This window comes from Halobacteria archaeon AArc-dxtr1 (assembly GCA_025517425.1).
In the GTDB taxonomy this organism is placed as follows: domain Archaea; phylum Halobacteriota; class Halobacteria; order Halobacteriales; family Natrialbaceae; genus Halostagnicola.
The window spans coordinates 289,836-302,696 of record JAOPJY010000001.1 but is presented as its reverse complement, the minus strand read 5'-3'; the positions used below and the strand labels follow the sequence as shown (position 1 = coordinate 302,696).

The window sequence follows — 12,861 nt, the reverse complement described above, 5'->3', positions numbered from 1 at the left end:
GTTTCTGGACACGAAGATCGTATGGACTCACACTCCCCCGACCGTTCGCCGGACGATTCGACGGGGGCTCGTCCCCAAAACGATGACACCAGCCCGTCCGACGTCATCGACTGGGAGACACCCGAGTACGAAAGCGAGGGGACCGACACCGTCGCTCGCAGGGAGGCGTCGACGAGCGACACGGGCACAGCCGGGAGCATAGTACGCCTGCTCGGAACGATCGGGCTCGTCGTGGTGCTCGTCGCCGGAGCCATCACTTTCGGCCCGGCGATCGTCGACGAACTCGATCGGGGGCCGTTCTCGCCCGGTGAACTCCCCGCTCCGAGCGGCGACCCGCCGGAGACTGGCGACCGTGACCCAGATCTCGTCCATCCAGACGATCCGAACGAATCGAGCTACGAGACGCAAGTCGAGGTCGTCAGCTCGGCTACAGTCGAAGACTTCGTCCACGCCGAAGTCAACGACCGTCGTGCCGATCACGGGCTCGAGTCGATCGATTGGGACGGCACGATCGCGTCGGTGTCACGTGCCCACAGCTACGATATGTCCGATCGAGACTACTTCGCCCACACGAATCCCGACGGACAGGAACCCCATGATCGCTTCCAGGAAGTGGCTGACTACTGTCAACGGTACGGCGAAAACCTGGCACTGAACCACCTCGATGGCCCCGTCGAGCAGCCTGGCAACGGTGGAACGGTCGAGTACCACACCGCAGAGGGGATCGCCGAGGGGCTGGTCGATCAGTGGATGAACTCGACCGATCACCGCGCAGCGATCTTAGAGGAAAACCAGACTGACTCGTGGGACCGCGGCGGCGTCGGCGTCTACATTACCGGCTCGGGCGAGGTGTACGCGACGCACAACTTCTGCATCGAGGCCGACAGCTTCCCGATCACGTTTACCCAGTAATGTCCTCCGCGACAGTCAGACGACGGCTGCGTTCGCTGCGATGGAGTGACACACTCTTGGTCGTCGTCGGTAAACGTAGTGTATGACCGTCGACGGAGTAAAGTCAACCGGGCTCGCCGTCTACCGGACTGCGAGCGATCGGGACCTGACGTACCTCGCGGCTGGATTCGCGTACTACGCGTTCGTCTCACTGATTCCGCTTGTCTTACTGGCAGTGGTAATCGGCTCGCTGGTCGACGGTGAGGCTGCCGCCGAACAGCTCGTCGTGCTGGCGGGGGACTTCCTTCCCGACGCCGGGGAAGACCTCGTGATGGACGTACTGACGACCGAGTCGGGCCGTGCTGAGGCGACCGTCGTGGCACTGCTCGTCGCCGCCTGGGGTGCCCTCAAGGTGTTTCGGGGGCTGAGCCTCGCGTTCGATCGGATCTACGGGACGGTCGAGGAGGATTCGTTCGTAGACCAGCTCCGGGAGGGAGTGATCGTCCTCGTTGCGGGAGTCGGCGGCCTCGCACTGATGTTCGCAGTCGGGACGTTGTTGCGGCTGACGCCGATTCCCTACGTCGGGGTGTTTGGCTGGTTCGTCCTCCTGTTCGGTCTGGTGGTGGTTTTTCTCCCGATGTACTACGTCTTGCCGCCGATTTCGATCGGGCTTCGAGAGGCGCTCCCGGGAGCGGGAGTGGCTGCCGTAGGCTGGGTGGTCCTGCAGGCGGGATTCCAGCTCTACGCGGCGAACGCAGGGCAGTACGAGGCCTACGGCGCGCTGGGTGCCGTCTTGTTGTTCGTTACGTGGCTCTACCTGGCCGGCATCGTGGTGTTGCTCGGAGCAGTCGTGAACGTCGTCGTGTCGCGTCCCTCGCTTGCGGCCTGAACCCCAGTCCCGGACCCACGAAGTGAGGAACAGTTATGTCGCCCGCCTCGTCACACCGAGACGATGGCCGACGACCACACGAACCAGCCCTCCGACGAGGACGCCGACCGGTCGGAGCCCGGCGGTGGCCCGAAGCGAGTCGTCTCAGACACCAGCGTCGACGACATCCTCAACTCGATCACGCGCCAAGACGACGAGCAGGAGGCCGGGCCAAACGAGACGGACGACGAGCCGCCGGCGTCGCAGCCGGACGCGTCCGTGGCGGAGCACAGTTCGGAGCCGACCGTCGGCGAGGACGACGAAGCGCCAGAAGCCGAGAAGCCGGCAGACGAAACAGCCGAAGACGAGAGATCAACAGCCGAGAAGCCGGCAGACGAAACAGCCGAAGACAAGAAATCAACAGCCGAGAAGCCGGCAGACGAGCGGCCCGATCCCGACGAGCTCGCCGATCGAATCGAGCGAGGCGCAGTGACGGGCGCAGACGTCAGACAGGCGGAAGCCGGCGAGGGACGCGAGCCGACCCCCGACGTCGACGAGATTGACCTCTCGCTGGACGACATCGACGCCAGCTCACCCACGCGGGCGACGATCGAGGGCCCCGCCGACGGCTCGGATGAGGGAGACGAGCGGAACACGACCGAATCGAGCGACGACGCTCACTCCTCGGGCGGGCTCGTGGCGAAACTGAAGCGGTTCTTCACCCCCTAAACCGAACGGCGTGGGAACGTCTCGTCGACTGCATCGGCGACGTCGCCCGGTCCGTAGCAGTCGTGGGTATCGACGAGTCGACGGGCGATCGCGATCCGATCGCCTGGTTCAACTGGCTCGAAGAAGGTCCGCGTTCGGTCCATACGGGTGCGAGGACCTGCACCTGACTGTTCTCCCTCGTCGTGGCCCGATTCGGTTCGTGGCGCCTCGACAGTAACCGACGCATCGATCTCGACGTCCTCGAAACACTGCTCGAAGGCGAACGCGGCCCGGTCTGCGTGCTGGTCGGCTGTAACCAGTAGGAGGGTCTCCGGAGATATCTCTCGTCGATCGAGCAGACAGCGTGTAAAGTAGGCGTTGCCGATCGTATCGAGTGAGTGGTCTTCCGCGAGGAGCCGTGTCGCCGGAACGCCGCGCTCGCGAGCGTGCTCGTACATCACTGCCGCCTCCGACCGGTCGACCGCCTCGTTGCGCCGGCCGCCACTGACGAGCAACGCCGAGGCGCTGGTCGCCTGATAGGCGTCAACGGCAGCGTTGACGCGTCTCCGGAGGTGTGGGTGGATGGTCGGATCGGTGAGCCGGTGTCCCAATGCGACGACGATCACAGTCGTTGCTTCGGGTGGTCAGTCAAGTATGTTGCTCTCACTGGGAAGGGACAGTCAGACGACTCCGAACCATAGATTAAACGAGAGCGCCAATGCGACTGCGCCGACCAGCAAGAAGACGTTGTTCGCAACCCAGTTTTCGGCAGTGAACAGACCAAGCGTGTAGTGAGAGTTGCTGAGTGGCCGGAACGGTTCGACACCGAGGGGCGTGAATGCGTCTCCGAGGAGATGGCCCAAGATGCCGCCAGCGCCGACGAGGGCGCCGAATGCGAACAGGACGGTCGGCTCGTACGACAGCGGGACGAACGTCGCGAGATAGCCGGTCGCGAGACCCACGGTGACGGCAAACCAGACGGTGTGGGTAATTCCGCGGTGTCGAATCCAGGGGATCACGAGATCGAGATCCGGAAGCGTCGACGTTCCGATCGCCACGACGGCGCCGAGTGCCGCCAGCTCGACGTGACCCGTGACGAGGAGGCCGACAGCGACCGGTGAGTAAAGGAGCGCGTTCAGCCCAATGTGTCCTTCACGGTACATGATCGTTTCCGACTCACCGTTCCTCGCTCGGGTAGATAACTCTGCGTCAGTTTCGTCGTAGCTGATACGCAGGCGAACGACTATTACCCACGAGAGGAGCCGTTCGAGAGCCTGAAACTCGACACAAGAGGTATGTGGCCAGTCATGGTCCACCCCAGTACATATGCGTCTGGTGACCGCACTGATCGCTCTCCTCGTTACGGCGGCGCTGTTCGTTGGACCGGCTGGCGCAGTTGCTATTTCGATCGATCAAAGCGATATCGCGCCCGATGACGAACCCGAAGACTGCGTCGAGTCGACCGAGATCCTCGACGCCGACAGTGAGACAGATGCCTCGAAGTACGCCGACTGTCTGAAAGAACAATACGAGTACGAACTTCGGATGGACATCGTCGCGACGATCGAGTGGATCGAAACGCAGTGGCCAGACGCTCAGTCAGAGATAGAAGAGGCGATCGCGAGTGTGACGACCTGACCGGTCTGTCGAGTCTGGCACAGAGAGGGCCATCGATGGTGGGCTCTCTGAGTCAGTATACCAGCGAAACAGTTAGCTCGTCACCAACGATCTGAATCTGGTATCCCTCGACCTGAAACCGAACGGTGACAGCTTTCTCAGTCGTGAGGAGCGCGTCCAGAGCGTCGGGGTCGATGTGATCGTACAACACGATCTGAAGCGCTGGAGTGGCCACCCCTTCCAGTTTTGCGATGGCGTCGAGAACGGCCAGGCTCGGCACCGTTTGGGACCAATCGTAGGTCCCCCGAATCATTTTGGTATCCCGATTCGAGTGTTCCATAGTCGAATGGACGGTCTAACAATACATAATAGTTTATAATTATATATGTGTGTGGGTATAATCTCGTCTGAAAACTTGGTGCCCCATACTCGTCACCGGCAGTTGATTCATACGAGTTCACTGTGACACTGATAGACACACATTGATAGACACACATCGTCTCTGAGAGAAAATCTCCACTTATACGGTCATAGCGTCCGTTCTCGGCCCATGGAACTCCACTGGCACCGTCGCGACCTCCGGTCGACCGATAATCGAGGGCTTGCGGTAGCCGCGACAGATACCGTCGTCCCCGCGTTCGTCTTCGATCCGGACGTTCTCGAGTATGCGTCGTCTCCACGAGTCGCGTTCATGCTCGATTCGCTCTCTCATCTCCGGTCGTGGTACCGGGAGCGAGGGAGCGACCTCGTGATCGCGACGGGTGATCCGCGAGAGGCGATCCCGTCGCTTGCGACCGAGTACGGCTGCGATCGCGTCGTCTGGAACCGAGATTACTCGGACCTGGCGCGAGCGCGTGACGCCGACGTCGAGGCGGCACTTACCGACGTCGGCGTAGAATCAGCCGCCTACCACGACGCGATTGTCCACGAACCAGGCTCGATCACGACCAACGAGGGCGAGCCATACGCGGTCTACTCGTACTTCTGGAAGAAGTGGCGCGACCGCGAGAAGACGCCGCCGTACGAGGCGCCGAGTGAGACCGAACTCGCGACCGTCGAGGGCGACCCCCTTCCCACAGCGGCGGATCTCGGCTTCGAGGAGCCTGCGGCGACGGTTCCCGACGGCGGCATGGCGGTCGCAGCTGAGTTGCTCGAGGCGTTCTGTGAGGCCCCAATCTACGACTACGAGGCGGCACGCGACTACCCTGCCGAGGAGGGCACGTCGCGACTCTCCCCCCACCTCCGGTGGGGAACGATCGGTATCCGAACCGTCTGTGAGGCTGTCGAGCAGGCGACAGATACGGCGCCCGATGCAGACGGTGCCGACTCCTGTGAGGAGTTCGCCTCTCAACTCGCCTGGCGGGCGTTTTACACCCATGTGCTGGCAGCTCACCCCCGTGTCGTGAGCCGAAACTACCGCGAGTACGAGAACCCGATCGAGTGGGCCGACGACCCCGAGGGACTGGACGCCTGGAAACGCGGCGAGACCGGCTATCCGTTCGTCGACGCCGGAATGCGCCAGCTTCGCGAGGAGGCATATCTGCACAACCGCGTCCGGATGGTCGTCGCCTCCTTCCTCACGAAGGATCTGCTGATCGACTGGCGAGAGGGGTACGCCTGGTTCCGCGAGCGTCTCGCAGATCACGATCCGGCGAACAACAGCGGCGGATGGCAGTGGGCAGCCAGCACCGGTACCGACGCCCAGCCATACTTCCGAATTTTTAACCCGACGACGCAGGGGGAACGCTACGATCCCGACGCCGACTACATCCGCGAGTACGTCCCCGAACTTCGCGATGCCCCGACAGAGGCGATCCACGAGTGGTCGGAGCTTCCTGCCGAGGAGCGCGCCGAGATCGCTCCTTCGTACCCCGATCCCATCGTCGACCACGCGACGCGCCGGGAGGCGGCCCTGGAGATGTTCCAGACAGCACGTGGGGAGGAGTGAAGACGGGCGTGTTCCCCCACCGAACTCCAAAACGTGCCGTCGTCACTGAAATCGACGCCGGCTGCGTCACGCCCGTACTTGGACCGGACTCCACGCTCCCAGACAATCAGAATGTGCCAAAGGATTATATACAACTGACCGAACATTCAAACGCTCACTAGTGAACCACGGTGAGCACACTCTGTGGGACAACGAAACCACCATCACCCGTCCCTAGCAGACCCCACACCATCTATCTCGATTTTGAGCAGTTGATCGTCAGTATCCCGTTCGAGAGATCTACACCGGGCCGGTAGCTGTCCACGTGTGAATATGGTGCATTCTATGGTCAAACAGCTACTTGAGTGAACTACATCCTAGTTTAGTTCCTGTGTTTACCGAATCAGTTTGTCCACACCTTCAAAATGCGAGTTGACCGTTTCGATAACTCCTGGGTGGGCAGTTGGCGGAGCACCCGTAACTGGATTGAGCAGTTTGTACATTACTCCAACCATCAGAGACCGCATCAATCGCTTGATGGACGATCGCCAGCTGACGAGGTGCGAAACTAGACAGTGCCTTCCTGTTCGAGAGATCCCGAACTCGGCGTTCTCATTCGTCTCCGACTCGTGACGTCGTGTAGAAAGTCAGTGCCCGGGGAGGGCTCCGAACCCTCGATCTCCGCATGTCCCAGGTTCGAGGCTCGGCAGAGTCCTCGGGGGACACGCAGGCTTCCAAGGCGAAACCGCACCGAATCTCTGAACCCTATGAGTGCGGCGCTATGTCCAGCTAAGCCACCCGGGCTCATCTTCGAGTAGTCGGGTCCGTTTCTTTAACCTTCCCATTCGAAACTCGCGTGCAACGGACACCCACGGATTTATCACGAGGCCTAACCAACCCGCCAGCATGAGCGTTCCCGAGATCGTACACTCCACTCTCGACGGCGAGGACGTCGCTACTCGCGTCTCTCTGGGCGGCGACGACGAGCTGTTTGTCACACCGACGCGGACGATCGTCTACCGTGCCGACGGCCTGCTGAGCGACGAGACGGTCGAAGAGTACGGACACGACGCCGACCGGCTGACTCTCTCGGAGGGCCGACGCAAGACGCGAATCGGGCTGGAGTACACGCTCGAGGGAACGCACGAGTTTACCGTTCCATCCAGTAGCACGGAGAGTACCCTCCACGCCGTGCTCGCGGGCGTGTTGAGCGGCAACGGAATCACCGAGCCCGGCGAATCCGTGGTACAGACCTACCGCTTTAGCGAGCTCACGGTGATCCTCACCAGCAACCGACTGGTCAAACATATCGGAGAGGCAGTCTGGGACGGCGACTTCGAGGAGTATCACTTCGATAAGGTATCCGACCTCTCGATCGAGGACGGGAACGTCGCGACCCAGATCGTCCTCGTCGTCGACGGGCGACCACAGCGGATCAAAGCACCCAACGAGGACGCCGACGATCTTCGCGAGCGCCTCGAGCGCGCGATTTGCTCGTACCACGGCGTCGGATCCTTAGACGAGCTCGCAGTCGAGGACGAGACCGACGACGACCCAGCCGATCCCGCATCTGCCTTCGGCGAGGGCGTCGAACCCCTGAGCGCGAGCAGCGCTGACAAGAGCAACGACGAGGCGGCCACAGAGCCGTCGTCCGAGACAGACGACCCGCTCTCCGGGTTCGGTGGGGTATCAGATTCGGCGTCGGAGCCGACGACCGACCAATCGCAACCGCTGACCAGCACCGCAGCGAGTGAGGACGGCGGCCAGGCACACCAATCCGTGAGCACCGCCGATCCAGACACCGACGAGCAGACAGCTACAACCGCGGACGCCGACGTTTTCGAGGGAAGCGGATTCGAGCCCGCAGACACCACCGATCCGGCCCTGCTCGAGCGGATCGACCACCTCGAAGAGGCGATCGAAGAGCAACACGCACTGCTCGAACACCAACAAGAGACGATCGAACAACTCATCGAAGAGCTCCGTCGCGGACGGTAACGGACGGCCGTCTCAGCGTTACTCTCGACCCGTGACTTTTCGAATACACGACGAGCCGAAGGGTCCGATCTCGCCCGCATCGAGATCGATGAAGTGGCCGGTCGACAGCGACGACCCGCACCGTTGACACGTGAACTCTCCCTCTTTGGTCACGACGTCTTCACCAAAGCGGACGTACTGGCGACTCTTCGGCCTGACAATCCCGTCCTCGCGCTCGATAATGCCTCGAAGCTCCGCCTCGTCCAGCGTGGTTCTGACGACGTGGGGATCGGCGGTCACCGCCTCGAGCCGGTCGACGGCGTCAGCCAGCGGTAGCGACTCGTGTTCTAAGCGCTCAAGTAGGGCCAATCCACGCTCGACGCGGTCGTCCATCGGTGGGTGCTTTTCGGCGATTCGCAAAAGCGTTCCGGCTATCGGACCGGTGATCTGTCGTGAGAACGCGTCGGCGGAGCCAGAGAAGAATTAGAGAAACGGATCGCTGCAGTCGATCACGACCCCGTGTTGGGGACAGACGTACTTGCAGTGGCGCCTGTAGAGGGGAGCCTCACAGAACGGACACGTCGGAATGTCACCTGAAGTATCCCTGTCAGCGGTCATATCGAGTCTTATTCGATCACGTGCTAATATTTTCGGGGTCTGATTTGTTCATCGGGGACGGCTGGAACGCCTTTGAAAGAGGCGTACCTAGTCAACGAAGTGCTTCGATGACGCCAGGGAGCTGTTCTCGCTCATCCCACGGAAGGTGTTCGTCGCATGGCAACTCGGAACCCACGACGACGTATGGGCGATCATACAACTCCATGAATGTCTTGGCTTTATCGTCGTCCCCGGACCATACCATTCCTTTCACTTCAATTACCACACCTGCGGCTACGAAGTCCGGCGTATACGATTGACCGCTCAACTGGAACGAAACGTCCTCGTACGAGTATTCGAACGGTGAGTCGTGCAGAATTAGGTCTATTGCGGCTTCCCAGCCATTTCTGACGACATGTCTGGATTTTATGACTTGGCGTGGTTTGGTTTTTCCCGGAACTGTACCCCGCAACGCGTCGCTCAATTTCTGCCGCTGTTCATCACTCCAGGTGTAGCCATAGAGCGGATGATCCTCTCCGGTTCGTCCATACATCGAGTGCTTGGTCGGATCGTCTGCATAGGTCTCCTTGAGTGATTGGGACAGTCGTTTCCGGCTCTGTTCAGTTAGCTCGAATGAGTCACCGTACCTGGGATGGTCTTCTCCGGTAACTCCATACCACGGATTCCGTTCTCCCTGGAGTGATTCACTTATTTTCTCTCAAGTCGCTTCCGACACCTCGTGTCCACTCAGAGAATCGCTAATTTTTTGTTTTGCCTCTTCTGGCATTTTTCTCCCTGACGACGCCTCGCCGATTTTTCGTTTCGTCTCTTCGGACATTTTGTACCCATACATCGGATGGTTCTCCCCGGAGATCAGCTCTCGGCCGAACTCTTTCTGAGATTCAGTACACTTGTCACAATACCGAACGAGATGGATACCAATTCCGTACTCATTCTTAAAATCCGATCTCCCACAAGCGGGGCACTCGTCTACCGTTACCATACGAATGTGTGGGATCGTCTTCGGGTAAAAACTCGAACAGGAGAGCGAAATAGGAAGATTGTTTCGAGAGTTGAGCGGTATCGAACGCGTTACTGCGTCAGCATTCGGACCATCCGCAGCTATTGCACGTTTTGCAACCCTCCGAGTAGTACAGCGAGAGCGAGCCGCAGTCGGGACACTCGGGGGATTCACCGGCATCGATGAGGTCCTGGACGGCGTCGTCGGCATCGCCAGCAGGGGCCTCGGTGGCTGCCCCGCCGTCGGTCTCCGGCCCGTCGAACTCGACGGTCGTGTCGGCGTCGGCGGCGTCCTCTAAGGTCTGCTGGGTCGGGTACGGCTTGTCGATCTCGTTGTCGAGATACCGTCGCATCGCGGTACCGATGGCGTCCGGAATGGACTGGATCTGCTCGCCTTTGTCCCAGGCGACTTTGGGACTTCGAGTCCCACAGAGTTCGTCGACGATCTCCTCGGGGTCGACGCCCGAGCGCAGCGAGGTCGAGATGACCTTCGCCAGCGCCTCGGTAAAGGAGTTCGTGAAGCCCCCGGAGTGACCGATGTTCGCGAACAGCTCGAAGGGCTGGCCGGTTTCGGGATCTTCGTTGATCGTTACGTAGACCTTCCCGTAGCCGGTGTCGATGCGCTGGCTGACGCCCTGAAGCGCGTCGGGTCGTTCGCGCTTCTCGGTGAAGTCGACCTGAACGGGGTCTGGAGCGTCGCCGACGAGCGGTTCGGCATCGTCCCCGAGGCTGTCCTGGACGTCGTCGCTCTCGAGGAAGGCTTCGAGCCCGCCGAAGATCTCGTCGATCTGGGAGACGAGTGCCTCTGCGGCCTCGGTTTCGTCGGCGAAGTCGGCGTTGTCTGCGCGTGTGGTCAGCACCTGCTTGCTACGAGTGCCGTCGCGGTAGTAGGTAACGCCCTTACCGCCGTTCTCGTAGACCCATTCGAAGACATCCTTGGCGTCCTCGAGCGAGGAGTCGTTAGGCGCGTTAACCGTCTTCGAGATCGCCGAGTCGACGCCCTTCTGGCAGGCACACTGGACCGCCGCGTGCTGTTTCGCCGAGACGTCGGAGGTGACGACGAACAGCTCGCCGATAGCGTTCGGGACGGTCTCGAGTCCCTCGACGCCGTCGAACTGGTTGGTCGCCATCTGCTCCTGAGCTTCCTCTTTGACGGCCTCGACGTCGATGTCGTTGGCCTCGAGCACGCGCAGGAAGTAGTCGTCGAACTCCACCAGCATCTCGTCGCCCTGCACGTCGTCGGTGACGTTCTTGTAGTAGGCGACGTTGTAAATCGGCTCACAGCCGCCGGTCGTGTTGCCGACCATCGAGGTCGTGCCCGTGGGCGCGATGGTGGTCACGTTGTGGTTCCGGATCGGGAAGCCGCCTTCCCAGTCGTTGGCGTCCTCGCCGGTCTGGTGCTCGAACCACTCGCGGTACTCGGTCGGGTTCGCATACTTCGACTCATCCCAGTCGTTAAACGAGCCGCGCTCTTCGGCAAGCTCGTGACTCTTGGCTTTCGCGCCGTGGTTGATGTGAGTCATCAGCTGGCGGGCGACCTCGTCACCCTCGTCGCTGCCGTACTTGATGCCGAGCTGGATGTACAGCTGGGCCAGCCCCATGATACCAAGGCCGATCTTGCGCATGTCACGAACCGTCTGCTCGATCTCCTCGACGGGGAAGTCAGACATCGTGACGACGTTCTCCAAGAAGCGCGTGCCGTACTCGATGCGCTCGTCGAACTCGTCGTAGTCGATCGCGTCCTCGAGGAACGCCTCGATGGCCGCCTCCTGGGAGTCGTACTCGTCGCCGTGTTCCTCGGACCAGACGCGCCAGTCCGGGGCGTCGAGATCCGCGACCGTCGAGAGGTTGATGTGGCCGAGATTACAGGCCTCGTGTTCCTCTAGGGGCTGTTCACCGCATGGGTTCGTCGCGAGGATCCGGTGGTCGGGGTGGGCCTCGACGTCGAAGGAGTGTTCCTTGTTGACGCGCTCGAGATAGATTACGCCGGGTTCGCCGTTCTCGTGGGCGCCGGAGACGATACGCTCCCAGACGAGATCGGCGGGGATCGAAAGCGGCTCGCCGACCTCGACGTGCTCGCCGAGATCGTAGCGGCCGTACATCTCTTTGGTCTCTTCGGTCGCGATGTGGGGCTCTTCGGTTCGCGGGTTTGTGAACGTGTACTCCTCGCCGTTCTGGAGCGCCTCCATGAAGTCGTCGGTGACGCCGACGGAGATATTGAAGTTAGAGAGGTGGCCCTCGACGGCGTTGCGGAGGTGTTTGGGGACGCGGCCGTCCTCGTCGATGAGGTCGCGGGCCTCTTCTAAGGCCTCCGAGAACGAGGTGTAGGTGTAGTCGTCCGGGTCGTTGAGTCGCAGCGTGTGAGCCAGGGAGACGTCCTTGTTCTTCGCGTGGATGAACTCGATGACGTCGGGGTGGGAGACGCGCATGATCCCCATCTGGGCACCGCGTCGCGTGCCACCCTGCGCGATGGTCTCACAGAGCTGGTCGTACGTCCGCATGAAGGTGATCGGGCCCGACGCAATGCCGCCGGTCGAGCCGACGGAGTCGCCGAAGGGGCGCAGCTGCCAGAAGCCGTAGCCGACGCCGCCGCCGGACTGGAAGACCTCCGCGGCCTTCTTGGCGGTCTCGTGGATGTCCGAGAGGTCGTCGTCGGGGCTCATGACGAAACAGGCCGAGAGCTGCTGGAGTTCGTCGCCGGCGTTCATCAGGGTCGGCGAGTTCGGCATAAAGGAGAGACTCTCCATCCCCTCGACGAACGTGTCGGCGACGTCCTCGACGTGCTCGCGGATCTCCGCGGGCAACTCGGGGACGACGGTCTCGTAGGCGAACTTGTTGACGTTGTGCTCGGTGAGCGCGGTCTCGACGTCGTCTTCGGCAGTCGTTCCTGCACCGAAGACCTCCGCGGCGAGCTCGTCTCGGCGGGGGTGGCCGGGCTTTAACTGCTCGGGCGTGACGGTGATCTCGACGTCGCGCTTTGCGGCCTCGTAGGGAACTTCTGCGAGTGCGATATTCTGGCCGATGCGAGTGAACAGCTCCTCTTGGGTCTCGACGAGTTCGCCGTCGGCGTCCTTGCGGAGATAGCGGGCGGGGAGGATGTTGTGGTAGGCGTTGGCCGTCATGCGCTCCTCGAGCGTGTCGCCCTCGGTGCGTTTGATCGGCAGCGTCAGTTCGTCCGCGGAGAGCTCGGAGCCGCTCATGCGCGCGACACCTCGATGCTACCGCGGCCTCGTACGCCGATTCTGTCGTGGGTCCG

The 12,861-nt window shown here is 61.4% G+C and carries 14 protein-coding genes, 1 tRNA gene and 1 pseudogene; 7 read left to right on the top strand and 9 right to left on the bottom strand.

Features of this window, described 5'->3' with window-relative positions; translation table 11 throughout:
- Positions 1-21: 21 nt before the first annotated feature.
- From OB905_01570 to OB905_01560, 3 genes are all read left to right on the top strand, one after another.
- The gene (locus OB905_01570) at positions 22-912 is read left to right on the top strand and encodes a CAP domain-containing protein (GenBank protein MCU4924673.1); all 891 of its coding nucleotides are present in this window, start codon (positions 22-24) and stop codon (positions 910-912) included.
- A gap of 82 nt (positions 913-994) precedes the next feature.
- Positions 995-1,780 carry a YihY/virulence factor BrkB family protein gene (locus OB905_01565; GenBank protein ID MCU4924672.1) on the top strand — a complete coding sequence of 262 codons (786 nt, stop codon included), beginning with the start codon at positions 995-997 and terminating at the stop codon, positions 1,778-1,780.
- Positions 1,781-1,843: 63 nt separating this feature from the next.
- Positions 1,844-2,488, top strand: coding sequence for a hypothetical protein (locus OB905_01560; GenBank protein MCU4924671.1), 645 nt, complete (start codon positions 1,844-1,846; stop codon positions 2,486-2,488).
- On the opposite strand, the gene OB905_01555 is transcribed toward OB905_01560, so the two are convergent.
- Together OB905_01555 and OB905_01550 are read right to left on the bottom strand one after the other, a co-directional pair.
- Positions 2,485-3,093, bottom strand: a complete 609-nt coding sequence (locus OB905_01555; protein MCU4924670.1) for a YdcF family protein — start codon at positions 3,091-3,093, stop codon at positions 2,485-2,487. The two genes, OB905_01560 and OB905_01555, sit on opposite strands and share 4 nt — an antisense overlap.
- 54 nt (positions 3,094-3,147) lie before the next feature.
- Positions 3,148-3,630: a metal-dependent hydrolase gene (locus OB905_01550; protein ID MCU4924669.1), complete on the bottom strand. Its 483-nt coding sequence runs from the start codon at positions 3,628-3,630 to the stop codon at positions 3,148-3,150.
- A 163-nt stretch (positions 3,631-3,793) separates the two neighbouring features.
- On the opposite strand from OB905_01550, the gene OB905_01545 reads away from it, so the two are divergent.
- The gene (locus OB905_01545) at positions 3,794-4,105 is read left to right on the top strand and encodes a hypothetical protein (GenBank protein ID MCU4924668.1); all 312 of its coding nucleotides are present in this window, start codon (positions 3,794-3,796) and stop codon (positions 4,103-4,105) included.
- Between the two features lie 52 nt (positions 4,106-4,157).
- Here OB905_01545 and OB905_01540 read toward each other — a convergent pair whose 3' ends face one another.
- On the bottom strand, positions 4,158-4,424 hold the full coding sequence (locus OB905_01540) for a hypothetical protein (GenBank protein MCU4924667.1): 267 nt from the start codon (positions 4,422-4,424) through the stop codon (positions 4,158-4,160).
- Between the two features lie 210 nt (positions 4,425-4,634).
- Between OB905_01540 and OB905_01535 the strand changes: the two genes are divergently transcribed.
- Positions 4,635-6,032 (top strand): DNA photolyase family protein, encoded by a 1,398-nt coding sequence (locus tag OB905_01535; GenBank protein ID MCU4924666.1) that lies wholly within the window; start codon positions 4,635-4,637, stop codon positions 6,030-6,032.
- Between the two features lie 383 nt (positions 6,033-6,415).
- Positions 6,416-6,583: pseudogene (locus OB905_01530) on the top strand (integrase core domain-containing protein).
- Positions 6,584-6,662: 79 nt separating this feature from the next.
- Here the strand turns inward: OB905_01530 and OB905_01525 are convergent.
- Positions 6,663-6,815 (bottom strand) — tRNA-Met (locus tag OB905_01525).
- A 102-nt stretch (positions 6,816-6,917) separates the two neighbouring features.
- Here OB905_01525 and OB905_01520 point away from each other — a divergent pair.
- Positions 6,918-8,009, top strand: coding sequence for a hypothetical protein (locus OB905_01520; protein MCU4924665.1), 1,092 nt, complete (start codon positions 6,918-6,920; stop codon positions 8,007-8,009).
- Between the two features lie 18 nt (positions 8,010-8,027).
- Here OB905_01520 and OB905_01515 read toward each other — a convergent pair whose 3' ends face one another.
- From OB905_01515 to OB905_01495, 5 genes are all read right to left on the bottom strand, one after another.
- Entirely contained in the window at positions 8,028-8,381 is a 354-nt protein-coding gene (locus OB905_01515; GenBank protein ID MCU4924664.1) for a DUF5830 family protein, read from the bottom strand.
- Positions 8,382-8,471: 90 nt separating this feature from the next.
- Positions 8,472-8,606: a hypothetical protein gene (locus tag OB905_01510; protein ID MCU4924663.1), complete on the bottom strand. Its 135-nt coding sequence runs from the start codon at positions 8,604-8,606 to the stop codon at positions 8,472-8,474.
- A 91-nt stretch (positions 8,607-8,697) separates the two neighbouring features.
- A complete protein-coding gene (locus OB905_01505; protein MCU4924662.1) occupies positions 8,698-9,138 on the bottom strand; it encodes an NUMOD3 domain-containing DNA-binding protein in 441 nt (146 codons plus the stop codon).
- A gap of 165 nt (positions 9,139-9,303) precedes the next feature.
- On the bottom strand, positions 9,304-9,588 hold the full coding sequence (locus OB905_01500) for an NUMOD3 domain-containing DNA-binding protein (protein ID MCU4924661.1): 285 nt from the start codon (positions 9,586-9,588) through the stop codon (positions 9,304-9,306).
- Between the two features lie 97 nt (positions 9,589-9,685).
- Positions 9,686-12,805, bottom strand: coding sequence for an adenosylcobalamin-dependent ribonucleoside-diphosphate reductase (locus OB905_01495; protein MCU4924660.1), 3,120 nt, complete (start codon positions 12,803-12,805; stop codon positions 9,686-9,688).
- Positions 12,806-12,861 lie beyond the last annotated feature (56 nt).

Excerpts from the sequence above, each read along its gene's own strand:
- OB905_01520 (MCU4924665.1), top strand. The coding sequence starts at position 6,918 with ATGAGCGTTCCCGAGATCGTACACTCCACTCTCGACGGCGAGGACGTC.
- OB905_01535 (MCU4924666.1), top strand. The coding sequence starts at position 4,635 with ATGGAACTCCACTGGCACCGTCGCGACCTCCGGTCGACCGATAATCGA.
- OB905_01515 (MCU4924664.1), bottom strand. The coding sequence starts at position 8,381 with ATGGACGACCGCGTCGAGCGTGGATTGGCCCTACTTGAGCGCTTAGAA.
- OB905_01495 (MCU4924660.1), bottom strand. The coding sequence starts at position 12,805 with ATGAGCGGCTCCGAGCTCTCCGCGGACGAACTGACGCTGCCGATCAAA.
- OB905_01510 (MCU4924663.1), bottom strand. The coding sequence starts at position 8,606 with ATGACCGCTGACAGGGATACTTCAGGTGACATTCCGACGTGTCCGTTC.
- OB905_01560 (MCU4924671.1), top strand. The coding sequence starts at position 1,844 with ATGGCCGACGACCACACGAACCAGCCCTCCGACGAGGACGCCGACCGG.
- OB905_01545 (MCU4924668.1), top strand. The coding sequence starts at position 3,794 with ATGCGTCTGGTGACCGCACTGATCGCTCTCCTCGTTACGGCGGCGCTG.
- OB905_01540 (MCU4924667.1), bottom strand. The coding sequence starts at position 4,424 with ATGGAACACTCGAATCGGGATACCAAAATGATTCGGGGGACCTACGAT.
- OB905_01570 (MCU4924673.1), top strand. The coding sequence starts at position 22 with ATGGACTCACACTCCCCCGACCGTTCGCCGGACGATTCGACGGGGGCT.
- OB905_01505 (MCU4924662.1), bottom strand. The coding sequence starts at position 9,138 with ATGTATGGACGAACCGGAGAGGATCATCCGCTCTATGGCTACACCTGG.
- OB905_01550 (MCU4924669.1), bottom strand. The coding sequence starts at position 3,630 with ATGTACCGTGAAGGACACATTGGGCTGAACGCGCTCCTTTACTCACCG.
- OB905_01500 (MCU4924661.1), bottom strand. The coding sequence starts at position 9,588 with ATGGTAACGGTAGACGAGTGCCCCGCTTGTGGGAGATCGGATTTTAAG.
- OB905_01565 (MCU4924672.1), top strand. The coding sequence starts at position 995 with ATGACCGTCGACGGAGTAAAGTCAACCGGGCTCGCCGTCTACCGGACT.